The sequence below is a fragment of the Neobacillus sp. C211 genome, from assembly GCF_051842875.1.
Taxonomy (GTDB): domain Bacteria; phylum Bacillota; class Bacilli; order Bacillales; family Cytobacillaceae; genus Neobacillus.
Window position 1 is genome coordinate 1 of sequence record NZ_JBPXRO010000009.1, and the last position, 14,290, is coordinate 14,290.

General features: G+C 38.5%; 15 protein-coding genes and 1 other annotated feature. Of the genes, 4 read left to right on the forward strand and 11 right to left on the reverse strand.

Translation table 11 applies throughout. The features are described 5' to 3' along the window. Window positions 1–243: 243 nt before the first annotated feature. The 8 genes from ACSU6B_RS10255 to ACSU6B_RS10290 all read right to left on the reverse strand — a co-directional run bounded on the left by ACSU6B_RS10255 (window position 244) and on the right by ACSU6B_RS10290 (window position 8,218). Window positions 244–1,068: a hypothetical protein gene (locus ACSU6B_RS10255; protein WP_410884918.1), complete on the reverse strand. Its 825-nt coding sequence runs from the start codon at window positions 1,066–1,068 to the stop codon at window positions 244–246. 60 nt (window positions 1,069–1,128) lie between these two features. Beyond that, window positions 1,129–1,380, reverse strand: a binding site (T-box leader). Between the two features lie 747 nt (window positions 1,381–2,127). Continuing rightward, window positions 2,128–3,114, reverse strand: a complete 987-nt coding sequence (locus tag ACSU6B_RS10260; protein WP_410884920.1) for an acrylyl-CoA reductase family protein — start codon at window positions 3,112–3,114, stop codon at window positions 2,128–2,130. 96 nt (window positions 3,115–3,210) lie between these two features. Continuing rightward, the gene (locus ACSU6B_RS10265; protein WP_410884922.1) at window positions 3,211–3,654 is read right to left on the reverse strand and encodes a PaaI family thioesterase; all 444 of its coding nucleotides are present in this window, start codon (window positions 3,652–3,654) and stop codon (window positions 3,211–3,213) included. A gap of 176 nt (window positions 3,655–3,830) precedes the next feature. Beyond that, on the reverse strand, window positions 3,831–4,670 hold the full coding sequence (locus tag ACSU6B_RS10270; protein WP_410884924.1) for an alpha/beta fold hydrolase: 840 nt from the start codon (window positions 4,668–4,670) through the stop codon (window positions 3,831–3,833). 77 nt (window positions 4,671–4,747) lie between these two features. Continuing rightward, on the reverse strand, window positions 4,748–5,878 hold the full coding sequence (locus ACSU6B_RS10275) for an NADH:flavin oxidoreductase (protein ID WP_410884926.1): 1,131 nt from the start codon (window positions 5,876–5,878) through the stop codon (window positions 4,748–4,750). After that, window positions 5,871–6,005 (reverse strand): hypothetical protein, encoded by a 135-nt coding sequence (locus ACSU6B_RS10280; RefSeq protein WP_410884928.1) that lies wholly within the window; start codon window positions 6,003–6,005, stop codon window positions 5,871–5,873. Before ACSU6B_RS10280 ends, ACSU6B_RS10275 begins: the two co-directional genes overlap by 8 nt. Window positions 6,006–6,114: 109 nt before the next feature. Continuing rightward, on the reverse strand, window positions 6,115–6,690 hold the full coding sequence (locus ACSU6B_RS10285) for a TetR/AcrR family transcriptional regulator (protein ID WP_410884930.1): 576 nt from the start codon (window positions 6,688–6,690) through the stop codon (window positions 6,115–6,117). Between the two features lie 676 nt (window positions 6,691–7,366). Beyond that, entirely contained in the window at window positions 7,367–8,218 is an 852-nt protein-coding gene (locus tag ACSU6B_RS10290; protein WP_410884932.1) for an aldo/keto reductase, read from the reverse strand. 206 nt (window positions 8,219–8,424) lie between these two features. Between ACSU6B_RS10290 and ACSU6B_RS10295 the strand changes: the two genes are divergently transcribed. Further along, window positions 8,425–9,345, forward strand: coding sequence for an AraC family transcriptional regulator (locus tag ACSU6B_RS10295; protein WP_410884934.1), 921 nt, complete (start codon window positions 8,425–8,427; stop codon window positions 9,343–9,345). 534 nt (window positions 9,346–9,879) lie between these two features. Here ACSU6B_RS10295 and ACSU6B_RS10300 read toward each other — a convergent pair. Beyond that, complete coding sequence (locus tag ACSU6B_RS10300; RefSeq protein WP_410884936.1) at window positions 9,880–10,266, reverse strand: hypothetical protein; 387 nt, start codon at window positions 10,264–10,266, stop codon at window positions 9,880–9,882. Between the two features lie 411 nt (window positions 10,267–10,677). Here ACSU6B_RS10300 and ACSU6B_RS10305 point away from each other — a divergent pair, with 411 nt between their 5' ends. The 3 genes from ACSU6B_RS10305 to ACSU6B_RS10315 all read left to right on the forward strand — a co-directional run bounded on the left by ACSU6B_RS10305 (window position 10,678) and on the right by ACSU6B_RS10315 (window position 11,481). Further along, on the forward strand, window positions 10,678–10,785 hold the full coding sequence (locus ACSU6B_RS10305) for a YjcZ family sporulation protein (protein WP_410884938.1): 108 nt from the start codon (window positions 10,678–10,680) through the stop codon (window positions 10,783–10,785). A 68-nt stretch (window positions 10,786–10,853) separates the two neighbouring features. Continuing rightward, the gene (locus tag ACSU6B_RS10310) at window positions 10,854–10,949 is read left to right on the forward strand and encodes a YjcZ family sporulation protein (RefSeq protein WP_214711879.1); all 96 of its coding nucleotides are present in this window, start codon (window positions 10,854–10,856) and stop codon (window positions 10,947–10,949) included. Window positions 10,950–11,370: 421 nt separating this feature from the next. Beyond that, entirely contained in the window at window positions 11,371–11,481 is a 111-nt protein-coding gene (locus tag ACSU6B_RS10315) for a YjcZ family sporulation protein (protein ID WP_410884940.1), read from the forward strand. Between the two features lie 171 nt (window positions 11,482–11,652). On the opposite strand, the gene ACSU6B_RS10320 is transcribed toward ACSU6B_RS10315, so the two are convergent. Both ACSU6B_RS10320 and ACSU6B_RS10325 read right to left on the reverse strand, forming a co-directional pair. Next, window positions 11,653–12,360, reverse strand: a complete 708-nt coding sequence (locus tag ACSU6B_RS10320) for a GntR family transcriptional regulator (protein WP_410884942.1) — start codon at window positions 12,358–12,360, stop codon at window positions 11,653–11,655. 88 nt (window positions 12,361–12,448) lie between these two features. Then, complete coding sequence (locus tag ACSU6B_RS10325; protein ID WP_410884944.1) at window positions 12,449–13,858, reverse strand: GH1 family beta-glucosidase; 1,410 nt, start codon at window positions 13,856–13,858, stop codon at window positions 12,449–12,451. Between the last annotated feature and the right edge of the window lie 432 nt (window positions 13,859–14,290).

Here is a 14,290-nt window from a genome sequence, read left to right on the forward strand (position 1 = left end):
TTCATTTGAAAAATCCGCCAAATCTTGACTCATCCAATTCACCCACTATTATCAAAAATATAGTACATCATTCATTTATATTAAACTTTTTGGTTACAATTCCTAGTCGCTGTACAGATAAAGAATTTTTTCTATATTGTTATTTCACTAACCTGCCCGTTAGTTACACAAGAAAAAGATCGCCGCAGCGATCCCATCATTTAACTCTTGCACCCGTTAGCTTAATAAACTATTTGATTATGATTAGGCTTGGAGAGCTTTTTGTAATGATTTTTTCATTGCTTCTACAAAATTCTGACGTGTTTCAGCAGATAATTCTAATAGGGAAAGGTAAGGGTTTAAATCTTCCAATTCGACTAATAAAAGCTCCCCTTGCTCATTCCGACAAGCATCAACTCGTTGAATTCCCCAATCAAGATTGTTCCATTCAATAAATCGTTTAGCAAAAGCTAAATCTTCTTCCGTAGGTACATACTCTTTCAATTCCCATCTTTTATCTTTATCTGGTGCATAAAGAGCATACTGAAATTCTTTGTCGATAAAATAAAATGAGACTTCATATTCAAAATTGAGAAATGGTTGTACCAATGTATCTTTCGATCCTGAATTAACTTTTTCACTCAGTTCATCTTTTGTAACAAATTCCATCCCGATAGAGTCTGCTCCATCTTTCGGCTTTACGATATACGTGTCTACACTAGGAAGTTTATTTAGGGAATCAAGGGTATCAATGGTTGGAATAACAGGAAAATGAGCATTTGTTAGTTCAATTAAATATTCTTTTCCGTTCATATCAGCCTTCCCATCAAACGAATTATATGTGTTTAAATGTTTAGAAACAATTCGGCTGCGGAATGCTTCATATTTGTCTTTAAAATTTGCGACTGGACCTGCATTTCGGAAAACAATTAAATCAGCATTATCTTCAAATCCTTCAATATCTTCAGGATGACAGATGACTAAGTTAAAGGCTTCTCTAAGTTTTGAAGTTAGAAATAAATCCTCTTCATAATAGTTTCTTCCTTTTGCTTCATAATATAAATCTGTTACAAATAGTAGCGTCTTCATTACGCCTTCACCTGCTTTTCTTAGATTTTTGTTTGCTAAAAAACAAAAAATCCCGTCTCAGTAAGAGACGAGATTGAAACTCGCGGTACCACTCTTGTTTAATAAGATGTTTGAAAACATTTTATTACCCTTTACAAACGTACAATAATACGTTGTCCCTTGTAACGGAGGAAACCGATAAAGCTTACTAAACATTCGGCTTTACTTCTCAGAGATGATTTTCGGTTATTATCTGAACACTGGTTTTCAGCAAAACACCAGCTCTCTTTGGAACAGAAACAATAACGTACTCTTTCTCTTCATAGAATTTTATATAAAGTAAATTAATTTTTCCTATTATATATTAGATAGAAAATAGAATCAATAGTAGTAAAAGGTAAATGCTTCTTTTTCCTTTTTCCATTAACCTGCCCCTTTAGTCGAACAAGAAAAGGCTGCCATATTGACAGCCCCTGTCTTCAACTCTAGCACCCTATAGTTTAAGTGAAAATCTTCACAATCCTTTGTGTAGGAGCATATAAAAAAAGACGCCTTCTTACTAAAGAAAAGCGCCCGATTCTTGAATAAATAGATGTGGTTATAATAGCTGGATTACTTCAAGAAGCCTTTTACTTTTTTTGCTTCACCTATAAATACGAAACAATTGAGATTATAAATCCCACAAATGAAAGTATAAGCCCAAATATTACTAGCGAAGGGCAAGTAATGATAAAATAATTGCTATTCCTAATAGGTGTCGGCCAACATTTCGGAAATTTTGTAGGCTAAGCGAATTTCAACCTAAAAAGTCGAATTCCTGTAACGCTAAGGAATCGACTTTTTGTGTTTGGCTATGGTTAATTTGGATTGACTTTCTTTAAGATGGCGTAATCTTTTCCTTACTATTACTCTGCTGATCATGAAAAAGTTCTTCTGTGCTGGTAAACATTCCCCTTATAATTGCAGTAATAAGTAAAAGAGAAAGAGGATACTAGTAGATACTTCTTATACTCTTTCATTTTAAATTACAGAAAGACCATTGATTGAATATTTTATATGTTTTGTTATAACTTGAACAATTTATAGTTTAACAAGAATTCTTCCACGTACTTTTCCTTGTAATATAGTGCCTAATACTTCTGGAAGCTCTTTTAATGAGATTTCATTTACCATTTCTTTATTTAATTTTGTTGGTTTCAAATCATCACCTAGACGATTCCAGACATTCAAACGCTTCTCCATTGGATATTCAACCGAGTCAACACCAAGCCAATTAATACCTCTTGAAATATGAGGGAAAACGGTTGTGGAAACATCGCTGCCACCTGTAAAACCACATGTAGCTACAGATCCGCCATATTTCAATGTACTTAGAATGTATTGGAGTGTTTTCCCACCAACAGGATCAACAGCCCCAGCCCACTTTTCTTCACGCACTGGCTGATTGTCGTTATCTACAATTTCATCACGATGAATGATTTGTTTCGCACCTAATCCTTTCAAATATTCTTCTTGATCTGTTTTTCCTGTACTAGCAACAACATCATAACCTTTTTTAGCTAAGATATTTACAGCAATACTGCCGACCCCTCCAGTAGCGCCTGCAACTAAAACAGGACCATAGCTCGGTTCTAATCCATTATCTTCAAGTCTTTGAACGGCTAATGCTGCTGTAAACCCAGCTGTTCCAAGAATCATGGATTCCTTTAAAGATAATCCTGTTGGAAGCGGAACAACCCACTCCGCAGGTACACGTGCGATTTCACTAAATCCGCCAAAATGTCCTGTTCCTAATTGGTAGCTAGTAACAATGACTTCATCACCTGTTTTAAATCGTTCATCTTTTGAATCAATAATCGTTCCAGCTAAATCGATTCCTGGTACTATCGGATAGGAGGTTACGAACTTATTTAGGATAGCTACTGCACCGTCTTTAAAGTTCACACTAGAATATGCTACTCGAATGGTTACTTCCCCTTCAGGAAGATCATCCATACTTAATTGTTTAATTTCTAACTTTGTTTGATCATTTACTTTATCTAATACCATTGCTTGAAAATTAGTCATTTTCTTCACCAGATCCCTTCGTGAATTTAATCTTCATTTTATTTGTACATAAATAATTCGTGAAAAAAAGGTTGAATTCTCTATTCCTTCAAAACTTCACTTCTCTACTCTTTTTTGTTCAGAATTTCCTTTTAAAATCATACACGTACAAGTTGAATGAGCGACAAGACTCCCTTTTTCATCATATACATGACATTCTAGTAGCCCAACTGTGGCACCTTTTTTAATTAATTTCCCCTCAGCTCGAAGTTTCGCTTTAAAAACAGGTTTAAGGAAATTCAATTTAATTTCCATCGTCGTAAAAAGTTCATCTTCAGCAAGCGTACTAGCAAAAGCTAATCCCATCGCAGCATCAGCAATATCACAAAGTATCCCACCATGTAGCGTGCCCATCGGATTATGCAATCTTTCAGAAGCTTCTATTTCAACAACAACTTTACCTTCTTCAGCATCTATCACCTTAAAACCAAGTACTTGTGCAACTGGGGGGGCGGGTATTTCACCCGTCATCATTTTCTTTAAGTTTTCTAAGTGATTCATTATCCACGCCTCCTAAATAATAAATTTTAATTTTTAAGAGTATTTTTCAACGACGCAGGTGAAGATGTCCATCGAGGGTGCAGTTCCATTGTATTGCTCATGCGTACTGTGGGTATAGCATTAAACGATAAGGCAAATAATGTCAATTCTTTCGAACAAGTAGAACTCATCGAAGACTAGGCATCAAGAAAAAGCTTTACATGTTCGGCAAACAGTTTGGGATATTGGAACAGGTGTCCATGTCCGGCATCTGGGTAAATGATAAGCTGTGCGTTAGGTAGTTGCTGAGCAAGAATGTAACTATTTTCGGTAGGGACCATGATATCCTCAACCCCGTTGGTTACAAGCACTGGTTGCTTAATCTTATGTAACCACTCATACGATTGGTGAGGCACCCGTTCAGCCCACTGTTCTATCGCCTTCAATTGTGCGTCGCGTACCTGCAACGAACTTCCAATTTTTTTCTGGGCACTAATACGCTTCAGTGAAGCAGCTCCAGCCACCCGACCGATTTCGGTCGGAGGATAAAAAAGGAACATGAATCTTTCGAAGGAGCCATTAGCATCTTCGTTAGTGCCTGCCACATATACATCGTACCGAAAATGGAGACCAACGCCTGATTGTGGAGCGGTACCCGCCAATACTAAGCGGCGAATTAAATCCGGCCGTTGCAATACTAACTCCTGAGCTACGAACCCACCAATTGAGAAGCCAAGTACATCGACCTGTCGCAAACCAAGTGCAAGAATGAAGGACGCTGCATTTTTGGCCATTTCAGCTATAGTAGATGGGGTTTCACCACTGGATTCACCGACACCAGCATTATCAAAAAGAATAATTGGTCGACTTTCAGCTAAAACACCAATCATATTAGGATCCCAGTTTTCCATTGTTCCGCGGAAGTGAATGAAGAAAACTAGCGGAATTCCTGTTTCTTGGCCAAACTTTCTATAGGCAAACCGAATTCCATCGGCTTCGACATATTTAGATGTGGTTGGAATAGTAAATGTTGACATTGTATTGTCCCCTTTCGAACGAATCGCTCGGTAGTTAGAAATTAGGTTGTTATCCTTGATATTGTGGTATCGATGACTTAAACAAGCGTTTGTAATGCCTCTCCAGTAAAGGGCACAAGTTCGTCTGTTCTTCCGTCGCGTATCTTGGTCACCCAAGCAGGATCAGCTAGTAATGCTCGCCCAACTGCTACTAAATCGAATTCATCTCTTTCAAGCATGTCAATTAACTTACTAATATCAGCGTTATTGGCCCGTTTGCCTTCAAATGAAGCTCTTGAAAACTCACTGTCTAACCCTACAGAACCAACAGTGATGGTAGGCTTGCCTGTGAGCTTTTTGGTCCAACCCGCTAGATTAAGGTTAGAGCCTTCAAACTCAGGTTCCCAGAAACGACGGGTCGAGCAGTGAAAAATATCGACACCAGCATTAACTAGCGGAGTTAAAAACTGTTCGAGCTGAGCTGGACTTTCCGCTAGTTTCGCTGTATAATCCTCACTCTTCCATTGGGAAAAGCGTAATATAATGGGAAAGTCTGATCCAACTGCCCGACGGCAAGCTTCGATTATTTCTACAGCAAAACGAGTCCGTTTGACTATGTCGCCACCATAATGGTCGGTGCGTTTATTGGTTTTCTCCCAAAAGAATTGGTCGATCAAATATCCGTGTGCACCGTGAAGTTCGATCCCGTCAAAACCCAGATGTTTAGCATCTGTAGCTGCTTGCGCATAAGCATCAATCACTGCTGAAATCTCCGATTCGTTCATTGGATCAGTTACCTTGTCACCTGATGCGGTAAGACCTGATGGTCCAATCGGCAGCGCATCATGATTCGGTAGATCACCTATCTTACGTCGCATACCAACATGCCAAAGTTGCGGAATAATTCGCCCGCCAGCTTCATGTACAGCATCCACTACCTGCGACCATCCTTTTAGTGAATCTTCGCCATGGAAGTTCGGCCAGTTGGGATCGCTCGCCGCTGCCGGATGGTTAATTAAGGTACCTTCGGTTATGATTAAACCGACACCGTTCTCAGCGCGACGGCGGTAATAAGATGCTACATCTGGCCCAGGTACCCCGTCTGGAGAAAAACCTCGAGTCATCGGAGACATCACGATGCGGTTAGGCAACGTTAAATTTCCGATTGTAAAAGGTTCGAACAAAGATTGAACAGAATGAGAACAGAAACTCTCTTCATTATTATTCATAGGAACACCCCCATTTTGTTACCTCAATAATATAGAATTCCTTCACGAATCCAATAGCAAGTAAACCTAACGTATCTTCGCTTCGTTCTTTTATTTGCCGAATAATCCCTATTTTCGTTCCTATCATATCTTTCCCCTTACTCGCTTGGCTTGTTAGCTTCCTAAAAAGTGCGGGCGCAGCGGGACTCACTTATGATTCGAGAACGAACATTCTCGAAATATCAAAAAAAGAAAACTTAATCCAAGACAGACAGTGTCATGTCGATAATGTTTTCCAGTTTTTGTTTGTCATCAGTGGTTTTCACCAATACGCGTAATCCCACTAACGAATTATGGATAAACTGAGTGAGCCTTTCCACATCATGATGATCGGATACTTCCCCTGATTGTTGACCACGCAACAATAGCTCGTACAGCAGACTTTCTGTCTTGGAAAAACCCTCCACAACCTTTTCTGTTACTTCTTCGTCATGCAAGGACAATTCAACTGCTGTATTCACTGTCAAGCATCCGATCGGTTGTTGTTCGTTTTGATGGATCGCCATCTCAAATAAACGCCTGATGGCCTGCTTGACCGAATCCAGCGGCTTTACTTGCGTGTCCATTTTGGTTTCTACTATCTCGCCATAGCGTTCCAATGCTTTCATGAACAACGCATGCTTGTCTCCAAACGTATCATACAGGCTTCTGCGATGGATGCCCATATGCGTGACCAAATCTTGCATGGAGGTTTTTTCATAGCCTTGTTTCCAAAAAAGTTCCATAGCTTTTCGTAATACTTCATTCTCATCATATTCTTTGTTTCTAGCCATGCTATCCCCTCCCTTCGAACGCATTATAGCATATTTGAGAACGTTCGTTAAAAAAGTCTTTGAAAGTACTGGGAGGTTCATTTGGAAAGCATTAGAACCAGCAAGTTTGGAATCCGAAGCCACCCGGGATTTCAGCGGTCTGAATATTCCAGTGTTTTTCCAGGTGTGACAATCCTTTTGTTCTCATCCAACATATCTACGCGCAATTATGAAACCATGTATGAATTCATGCGAAGCTACTTTCGAGAATGAACATTCCCATTACTTTAAAAAAATATGGTTTATTCCCCTCCTTACACAGCCTATGATATCATTTTGAGAACGAACAGTAAAGAAATAATTCCAGTAATTATTACCACCTTTCCCCAATGCTTTAGAACCACTAGAAAGTGCTTTTTTCTCAAATTATATTTCAAACGAGAAGAAAATTGTTAATTAATAAAATTTTCATTTTACACTCCTGACTCTTGATTACCTTTCCATTTCCATCTAATGTAAATCGAGGATATTATAATATTCCAATGGGGAAAGTCCTACACAATCTGGCCCGATTGTTGAACACAAGTTAAAATCGATCTTCAACTAAACTGCTCCGTTACTTCAATAAGAAAAAGCATTACCGATGTTCCAGTAATGCTACCAGTTAGTTAAAGATTTTAAACGATTGGTGATATAATTAAATATCCAATTTACGGGTACCAATCCATTTCACCATTTCAGGGTCTCTATGCGAAAAGAACAAGCTCTCCTTAGTATCTAACGTAGCAATCTTCTCCATATCCTCAATGCTTAGTTCAAAGTCAAAGATATTGAAGTTTTCGACGATTCTTTCCTTACGAACAGACTTCGGGATCGCAACAACGCCTCTTTGTGTTAGCCAACGTAAAGCCACCTGAGCCACGGATTTATTATACTTTTCAGCGATTGATACTAAAATTTCGTTCTGGAAGAAGTTATTTTTTCCTTCAGCAAATGGTCCCCAAGACTCAATTTGGACATTGTTTTCTTTCATAAAGTTATTGCTTTCAATTTGTTGATTGAATACATGTGTTTCGACCTGGTTAACTGCAGGAACAACTTCATTATGAATGATTAAATCGATCAAGCGGTCTGGATGAAAGTTACTCACTCCGATAGCATTGATTTTACCTTCACGGTACAATTCCTCCATCGCACGCCAAGAACCGTGAACATCACCAAACGGCTGGTGAATTAAATACAAGTCCAAATAATCCAATTGAAGTCTTTCCAGTGCTCTTGCGAATGCTTTTTTTGTGCTCTCATAACCAGTATCCTGAACCCAGAGTTTTGTAGTAATAAACAATTCCTCTCTTGGCACACCACTTCGCTTGATTGCTCTGCCTACTGCTTCTTCATTTAGATAAGAAGCTGCTGTATCAATCAGACGATAACCTGCATTTATTGCGTCAAGAACAGCTTGTTCACATTCCTTTTCATCATTCATTTGAAAAACACCAAAGCCTAGTTTAGGCATCTCAACACCATTGTTCAAAGTTACTTTTTGCATGTAAAATCCTCCAGTTATTTTAATTTTATGGATAAACCCTAGAATTTGTAGATCTTGTTGAACCACTATTTATTATAATCAAATTGAAAGAAAACCTATAACCTATTCGTGTTCAATGTTTGCCTAATCCTCTTAAGGTGCATTTACAGAACTGTATATTACAAATTATAATTTACATACGAATCACCAGGAGAAGGGGAGAATTTATGCAAGAGAAAACATTAACTCAGCAAACTGAACTAGCAAGAGCCATCGAGCGTCATACAGGCACGAACGGTGTTCATGAGACTGCTATTCCTTCTTTGTTTTTTGTTCGTCGTTCTTCTACTGATAAAGATCCCAACTATGGGGTTTATAAGCCATCCCTTTGCATTACGGCTCAAGGTGTGAAAGAAGTATTGGTAGGAATGGAGGACTTTAGATATGGTCCTGGAGATTACCTTGTTGCATCTGTCGACTTGCCAGCTACAAGCCAAATCATTGAAACCTCTCCTGAGAATCCTTATCTAGGATTTATACTAGAACTTACTACAAATGAAATTCTGGAAGTTTTAGGCGATGTCAACTTTTCATCTGCTTCAGAAGGAAATTCAGGGCGAGGCATGTTTGTCAGCAAACTAAATCCATCTTTGTTGGATGCAGTAGTGAGGTTAGTTCGACTTCTAGATACCCCAGAAGATATTCCTACACTTGCTCCTCTGTTCACAAAAGAAGTTATCTATAGAGTTCTGAAGGGGGAACATGGTGATACGCTGAAGAAAATTGTAATAAAGGGCAACAGTACCTATCACATTAAAAATGCCATCCAACAAATAATGACTAACTATGATAAACCTTTTAAGGTTGAAGAGCTTGCAGAAACAGCCAATATGAGTGTGTCCTCGTTTCATAAGCATTTTAAAGAAGTAACTGCAATGAGTCCTATTCAATTTCAAAAACAATTAAAACTACAGGAAGCTCGTCGTCTGTTATTATCTGAGTCCACGGATGCCACTGCTGTGGCATATCGTGTAGGCTATGAAAGCCCATCGCAATTCAGCCGTGAATATTCACGAATGTTTGGTTTTCCTCCAATTGAAGATATGAAGCGGATTAGGGAGAACTATGACCACAGGATAAACGCTTAGCCGAAAGTCTTGATTAAAATTTAATTATGTAGAAGAGAATGCCGATTTTCCATATGTGGAGGTCGGTTTTTTTTCTATACCTTGTGAAAGATTATACTGATATGAACAAGAAATATTTGGGTTTGATTTTTTATTAAGGTTTCAAGCTGCTTCGCTCCCAATGAAAAGGTTTTTTACCCTTATTAAACTCCAAATGCAACAAAGTTTGTGAAAAGAGCCTTACTAGAAAAGGGGGTGATTCCTTTTCAAGAGGTTTTGTGCCATTCTCAAGGGGTTTTGTGCCATTTCTAATGGGTTTTGTGCCAAAATCTTGGGGTTTTGTGCAATTAGACAATATATGAAAAAAACCCACCTGAATACGGTGCTCCTCATCGAATAAAATGAAAAAATATTCGGTGCGATTGCGGACTTTTTCGACAAAAGTGAACTTGTCCAATTTTTAGAAAGGAGTAGAGCTATGAAAGGGGGTTCAATAGAAAATACCTACACTTCAAATGTAGGTATTTTCTAGTTTTTAGCCATGGCACTAAAAAGCTACTTTTTAAATTTTTGAGTAATTTTACTGAAAAAGGGTGTGATCTCTTTAAGTAGTGGTTTATATTGTTTGGTTGTCGTAACGAAGGTGTCATAGGTTTGCATAAGTAAGTCAATATCAACATTGTTCATAAAGTTTTCTATTTTATTCTGGGTGTTTTGTGTCTGATGCTGCCTGTTTTTATGAGCTGTTGCAGGTTCCTTTTTTCTACGTCCAAAAAACCAATCATTTACAGACGATCGTTTGTTTTGTTCCGGATTTTCTTTTGCATGGTTTTCGCTTTCTTTGTGTGTTTCTCTACGTTTACGGTTTCCAAACATGAATCTTGAAAAAGGGTCTATTTCTCTTGCCGGCTTTTGTTCTTGATGATGATGATCCCCATCCAATTACTTTTCCACCTCGCTTTTATCCTCTCTTAGATAAGCTATGATTGGTTTTGTATCAAAGTGTGGATACTTGGACAAAAAAATAAAAAAGCAGGCATTTTGATTATTTTTTAAAAATTTCACCCCTTTTCAGCGCTTGTCCAGTCCGCTTTAATTCTTTGGCATAGCTTATTAGGGAGAGACAGGAATCTCTCATCCTCCGTAAAAAACAGACATATTATTACCTCCGAAAAGGAGCGTAAGTCACCAGCTGCGCTTCTTTTTGATTTTCAACGGTTCATCAAAATACGGTACGATTGCGGATTTTAATAACAAAACGGGGACTTGTCCAATCATGTTTCGTTGAAAAAAATATATTAATTGAGAGGATGGAAATTACTTCCTCAATAACAAATAGGTGGTGAAGAAGATATGGGCTATGGTTGTGGAGGCGGTTACGGCGGTGGTTATTTCGGCAGCAGCTTTGTTTTAATCGTTGTATTGTTCATTCTATTAATTATCGTACTTTCAACATTCTAGTTTTTGGAACAGTTTGAACATGTCTCATTTGAGCTTTAAATCGTTATTTTCAAAATGGGGTGAGAAACATGAGTGATGGACATAGAAATAGTTCAACTGCGTTAATCGTTGTACTTTTCATCTTGCTTATCATCATCGGAGCTTCCTTCATGGGAGGCTACTAATTTAAAAAAGTGACAGGTCACTTTTTTGAAGGAAGGACAGGCTGGAATAACCCTGTCCTTTTTTCATACATAAATCAACAAAATACCTCGTATTCTGAGCAGCCCGCTAGAGAATAAGGCAAAAAATTTTCCTAACCTTTCTCAACGCTTGTCCAGTCCTTCTTATTCCTTTTGCATAGCTTATTAGGGAGAGACAGGAATCTCTCATCCGCCGTCAAGCACAGATATAGAATCACCCCTGGATGAAGCGTATGTCATCTTGCATACGCTTCTTCTTGTTTTTATCGGTTAAGAAAAATTACGGTACGATCGCGGATTTCTTCAAAATAACGGAGCATGTCCAATCACGTTCTCTTGTAAAAAATATAATAATGGTGAGATGGTATTTAACATCCACAAACGAAATAGGTGGTGAAAAGATATGGGATTTTGCGGTTACGGCTACGGCGGTGGTTATGGTTATGGCGGCAGCAGCTTTGTTTTAATCGTTGTATTGTTCATTCTATTAATTATCGTTCTTTCCACATTTTAGTTTTTTGGGACAATCTGAACATGTTTCATTTGAGAATGAAATCGTCATTTTTAAATGATCGTTCGGAAGGAAGAGCCTAGTATGGGCTCTTTCTTTCATATGTTTATTCTGCGAAAGGCATATGTACACAATAAATAAAAACCGGTTAAGAACAGGCGTCTTAACCGGTTTTTATTTAAAATTGATGCGATTTAAGATTTTTGCTTTTTGATAATGAAAGATGGATTTCGATAATTCAAAGATGGTTCCGTTCGTTAAACAGACGGTGTTTTCAATAATCAATGCAGGATCGAGCGGATGAACCTGGAGCAATCCCGCACTGGCTTCATCGATCTTTTCGCAATTGATGACTTTGTCCGCAAAACCAATCGTTAATTTTAAGTCGTCGATCAGGTAACTATAAATAGAACTCGAGGCGATCTCTTCGTTTAAGTAGGGGACAATGTCTTTTTTAAAATAACTGATTTCAATCGAGAAGGGTTCTTGATCTACGAGCCGGAGCCGCTTGATATAATAAAGCTTGGTTCCGACTTCACAACGCAATTGTTTTGCTTTCTCTTCATCGGCTTCTAGCACATGTAAATCGAGAATTTTCGTCTCAATGTTTTTTGAAGTCAAATCTTTTGTTAAGCCTCTTAGACTGCCTAAATTGATCGTATCGGTTTCGGATTTTTCCCGTAAAAACATCCCACTGCCTTGCACCTGATAGATGTGGCCGCGATTGACGAGCTGATTAGTGGCTTTCCGAATCGTATTTCGGCTCACTTCATATTTATTTATCAGTTCATCTTCTGTCGGCAGCTTTTTCGTGTGATCAAATTTTCCTTCCCGAATTTCATGTTCTAGTTGATCCGCAATTTCTTTATATTTTACAGCCATATAATCTCCCTATTGTTTCGTTCCATTATTTAATGACTTTATTATACATCAAGCCTCCTGAATAATATCAAGAGGCTTTCTTTTTAACTTAGAGCTCTTCGCCTCTCGTCTCAATGATCTGCTTATACCAATGAAACGACAGCTTTTTCTTTCGGTTTAAGTGATCCTTGTGATCGACGTAAATGAAGCCGTATTGCTTTTTATAGCCGTTTAACCAGCTTAGGAGATCAATCACAGACCAGGCGTAATACCCTTTTAAATGAATGCCTTCTTGAATGGCACGCTTAATCACTTTTAAATGCGCTTCAATATATTTAATCCGAGGAACATCGACGATTTCACCCTCAATGATCGGATCCTCATCACCGAGTCCGTTTTCGGTTACATACATTTTGATATCCCCATAACGCTCTTTTAACATATGGAGCCCGTCTAAAAATCCTTGCGGTGAGATCTCCCAGCCCCATTTCGTATAGGTTTTATCCTCCATTTTTACGGTCCGATAAAAGCCATCAAACGAAGGATTGCCAGGAGTCAGCGTCGATGTTTCTCGTGAATGTTTCATGGTTGAAACGGCTTCGTGATTTTTTTCGACGCGAATCGGCTGGTAATAATTCAGTCCGATAAAATCATTTTTTCCGGCATTTCTTTTTAAGGTATCCAGCTCTTCCTCTGTCCAGGTTGGCGTCCAGCCTTTTTCCTGTAATTGCTGCACCACATAAGACGGATATTCTCCTTTTAAAATCGGGTCATAATACCAAAATGTTTCATATTCATTGGCATGCCGGGCCGCTAGGATATTCTCCTGTTGGTCATCTACGCTGTAAGCTGGTAAGAATACATGGGTAATCCCAATTTCGCCGTAATGATTCAGCCCCTTATAGACTTCGACGGCTTTTGCATGGGCATAAAACACGTAATGTGTCGCTTGAAAGTATTTATTCTCATCGTTTTGGATTCCAGGCGGATGCGCCCCTTTTAAATAGCCTAAGCCGGTAAACATAACGGTTTCATTGAAGGTAATCCAATGTTTAACGCGGTCACCGAAGGACCGAAAACAAATTTCTGCATACTTGACGAATGCTTCCGCTGTTCGCTTATTCGTCCATCCCCCGACTTCTTCCAGCGTAAGTGGCAAATCCCAATGATACAGCGTAACAAATGGAACAATCCCATACTTTAAACATTCATCGATCACATTATTATAAAATTCCAAGCCTTTTTCATTAACTTCACCATCACCAGTTGGCAAAATACGTGCCCATGAAATCGAAAACCGGTACGATTCCAGTCCCATCTCGGCCATTAATCGAATATCTTCTTTGTAGCGATGATAATGGTCGATCGCTACATCTCCGTTGGTGCCCTCATACGTTTTCCCCGGAATTTTTGAAAAGACATCCCAATTGGTTACCCCTTTACCGTCTTCATTCCACGCTCCTTCTATTTGATAAGAAGCTGAAGCCGCGCCGAATAAAAAATCATGTGGAAACTTCATTTTTCGCCCTCCATTTTTATACCAACTTATTAGATTTATTACTATCTATTATATTTATAGGCATAAATAATAAAATGATTATATACCGTTTTTTAATATTTGACTAGAAAAACTTCCTAGATAGTATCTACTGAAATGGATCATTAAATCCGAGTGCGATTTATTATAACCTTCCCCCTTCGTTCAACTACTAACAAGAATGCTAAAAAGCCAGGGGGTTTTCCTGGCTAAGGTCATTATGTTTGCCTCTTATGGAGAACCTTTTATTTTTTGAACTGGATCTCGGACCGTGGCAGAATTTTAGTTACCTTTTTTAATCATGCTGGGATGAAAATTTTAGGTTAAGATACTAGATTCCCATTCTAGCAAGTATAGCAACAACAAAAATCAGAGTGATAGTTTGGCGATAATGGATTTGGCCGGTCTGATCAG

Bases quoted from the DNA above. Each gene is read 5' to 3' on its own strand.
- ACSU6B_RS10320 (WP_410884942.1), bottom strand. From the start codon at position 12,360: ATGGCTGTAAAATATAAAGAAATTGCGGATCAACTAGAACATGAAATT.
- ACSU6B_RS10270 (WP_410884924.1), bottom strand. From the start codon at position 4,670: ATGTCAACATTTACTATTCCAACCACATCTAAATATGTCGAAGCCGAT.
- ACSU6B_RS10290 (WP_410884932.1), bottom strand. From the start codon at position 8,218: ATGCAAAAAGTAACTTTGAACAATGGTGTTGAGATGCCTAAACTAGGC.
- ACSU6B_RS10265 (WP_410884922.1), bottom strand. From the start codon at position 3,654: ATGAATCACTTAGAAAACTTAAAGAAAATGATGACGGGTGAAATACCC.
- ACSU6B_RS10260 (WP_410884920.1), bottom strand. From the start codon at position 3,114: ATGACTAATTTTCAAGCAATGGTATTAGATAAAGTAAATGATCAAACA.
- ACSU6B_RS10325 (WP_410884944.1), bottom strand. From the start codon at position 13,858: ATGAAGTTTCCACATGATTTTTTATTCGGCGCGGCTTCAGCTTCTTAT.
- ACSU6B_RS10295 (WP_410884934.1), top strand. From the start codon at position 8,425: ATGCAAGAGAAAACATTAACTCAGCAAACTGAACTAGCAAGAGCCATC.
- ACSU6B_RS10280 (WP_410884928.1), bottom strand. From the start codon at position 6,005: ATGATAGGAACGAAAATAGGGATTATTCGGCAAATAAAAGAACGAAGC.
- ACSU6B_RS10275 (WP_410884926.1), bottom strand. From the start codon at position 5,878: ATGAATAATAATGAAGAGAGTTTCTGTTCTCATTCTGTTCAATCTTTG.
- ACSU6B_RS10255 (WP_410884918.1), bottom strand. From the start codon at position 1,068: ATGAAGACGCTACTATTTGTAACAGATTTATATTATGAAGCAAAAGGA.
- ACSU6B_RS10310 (WP_214711879.1), top strand. From the start codon at position 10,854: ATGAGTGATGGACATAGAAATAGTTCAACTGCGTTAATCGTTGTACTT.
- ACSU6B_RS10305 (WP_410884938.1), top strand. From the start codon at position 10,678: ATGGGCTATGGTTGTGGAGGCGGTTACGGCGGTGGTTATTTCGGCAGC.
- ACSU6B_RS10285 (WP_410884930.1), bottom strand. From the start codon at position 6,690: ATGGCTAGAAACAAAGAATATGATGAGAATGAAGTATTACGAAAAGCT.
- ACSU6B_RS10315 (WP_410884940.1), top strand. From the start codon at position 11,371: ATGGGATTTTGCGGTTACGGCTACGGCGGTGGTTATGGTTATGGCGGC.